Genomic DNA, 2008 nt, shown 5'->3' with positions numbered 1-2008 from the left:
AAGGTATGGATCATGATATGTCTTCTATGAAAGGTATGGATCATGATATGCCGATGAATAGCGCTACTGTTAAGGCGGCTTCAGACAAGAATGATAATACCGTATTTGGATGGGCAAATGCTTCAACACCTGAAGGTAATAAAGCATTGCAATATAGTGATTTGCAATCGTTAGATCCTCAAAAAGACACTCGTGCAGCTGAACGTGAAATAGAGATCCGTCTTGGTGGAAACATGGAGCGTTATATTTGGACAATAAATGGTAAAAAATTTAATGAAGCCGACCCACTAGTGGTGAAGTATGGTGAACGTATTCGCTTAAAATTTGTCAATGACAGTATGATGGCTCACCCAATGCACTTACATGGCATGTTTATGCAGCTTGAGAATGGTCAGGATCCAAGCAATATGCCAAACAAACATACGGTAATTGTTCCACCTGGGAAAACGATAACCACTCTACTCACAGCTGATGAGTTAGGTGAGTGGGCTATTCATTGTCACCTGCTTTACCATATGAGTGCAGGAATGATGAATAAACTCATTGTAGCTCAAGTGGAAGATGGTAATTCTACAAAGACTGTTCCTCAGTCCCAAGTAAATGAGAAGGGAGTAAATCCACATGCACATCACTAATAATTTGTTTTCAAAAACAACTTTGATGATTGCGCTATTTGGATTATCAAATCTAACGTTCGCTAAAAATGAAACTCCTGTACAAGACAGTAATATTACAAAAAATATGAAAATTCTTTTACAGGAATCTGGAGGATTAAAGTATTCCCTTCAAGAGCGTTATCCAGAATATTATTCAATGGAAAATGCGGATATGGGGGATAAGAGTGTCCAGATTGCGCTTGAGAACTCTAACTCACCTCATGACAATCATCTTAAAGAACATGGTGGACAAATTTATCAAACGACAAAATTTGAAAATGAATGGATGGTTGATGAAGACGGTAAGGGCAACCTAGGAACAAAGTTTGAAACTTTAATTGGAACAGATGAAAATCGTCTATTTATTGAAGCCAATTCGGAAAAGTCAGAAAGTAATGATCCAAAATATGCTGTATCAGCACTTTATAGCCGTAACGTAGCCCCATTTTGGGATGTACAAGCTGGGGTAAGATATAGTGAAAATAAAAATAATAGCAGCAGCGATCGAGTGGATGGGGTTATTGGTATATTAGGTCTAGCTCCTTATTTCTTTGAAACACAAGCATATCTTTATGGCGGTGAGAATAATTTTTGGGGAGCAAGTTTTGAATTAGAACGTGATTTGCTTTTAACTCAGAAACTTATTACTCAACCTTATATCGAAGCAGATGTAATATTTAGCGATGATTCTAACTATGCTGCAAAATCAGGTTTATCAGAACTAAAAACTGGTATCAAAACCCGATATGAGATTACTAAGCGAATTAAACCTTTCATTGATGTTGCTTACCAATATGAAAAAGGACAGAAAGCCACTTCTATGCAAGAGGCAACAGAGTCTGAAAAGGGATGGAAATATGGTGCAGGCATCGAATTAGTTTTTTAAAATAGTATGATTTGGATTCATGAATGGTAGCTTCGGCTACTATTCATGAATTATTACTATTTATTTTCGAATCTGTAAAACTAAAAAAGCTTAATTTTTGGTCTATTTTTATGCAGTGGTTAAAAACATGCTTATCGCTGTTTTTATCGTTTGCTATTCTTTTAGTAGGATCGGCTGCTACTACTTCGTCTGTACATCATCGGTGTTTAATGCCATCTGAATAGATGCATGTGGCATAGCCGTCTTCATCGATTTGAATCCTAAAGTGGCCCTAATGATCCGCTTTAGCTTGCCATGATTACATTCGATCACGTTATTTTTATACTTAACCTGCCTGTGCTCAAGATCTGGTGGACATTTTCTTTCCCATTTTAACCGTGACAAAGCACCTCCATATGTGTGCTTTATCTGTATCTATTGAACCGTACCGGGTTTGTCGGAGAGTCAATATTCTGAGAGACTATCC

2 protein-coding genes and 2 pseudogenes are annotated in these 2008 nt (G+C 37.2%); 3 read left to right on the top strand and 1 reads right to left on the bottom strand.

The genetic code is table 11. The features are described 5' to 3' along the window. The 3 genes and pseudogenes from C8322_RS01160 to C8322_RS01150 all read left to right on the top strand — a co-directional run. Nucleotides 1-635, top strand: a 635-nt coding sequence (locus tag C8322_RS01160) for a multicopper oxidase domain-containing protein (protein ID WP_171334342.1), incomplete at its 5' end; no start/stop codon positions are given. Then, complete coding sequence (locus C8322_RS01155; RefSeq protein ID WP_004281863.1) at nt 622-1542, top strand: copper resistance protein B; 921 nt, start codon at nt 622-624, stop codon at nt 1540-1542. The genes C8322_RS01160 and C8322_RS01155, both read left to right, overlap by 14 nt. A gap of 23 nt (nt 1543-1565) precedes the next feature. Beyond that, nucleotides 1566-1763 (top strand): annotated as a pseudogene (locus tag C8322_RS01150) (hypothetical protein); the annotation flags it as partial. A 16-nt stretch (nt 1764-1779) separates the two neighbouring features. Here C8322_RS01150 and C8322_RS01145 read toward each other — a convergent pair. Next, a pseudogene (locus C8322_RS01145) lies at nt 1780-1917 on the bottom strand (DDE-type integrase/transposase/recombinase); the annotation flags it as partial. Nucleotides 1918-2008: the final 91 nt, after the last annotated feature.

This window comes from Acinetobacter sp. SM1B (assembly GCF_003289665.1).
In the GTDB taxonomy this organism is placed as follows: Bacteria; Pseudomonadota; Gammaproteobacteria; order Pseudomonadales; family Moraxellaceae; genus Acinetobacter; species Acinetobacter schindleri.
Note: the sequence above shows the minus strand (reverse complement) of the source record. Positions and strands in the feature narration are given on the sequence as shown.

Excerpts from the sequence above, each read along its gene's own strand:
- C8322_RS01155 (WP_004281863.1), top strand. The coding sequence starts at position 622 with ATGCACATCACTAATAATTTGTTTTCAAAAACAACTTTGATGATTGCG.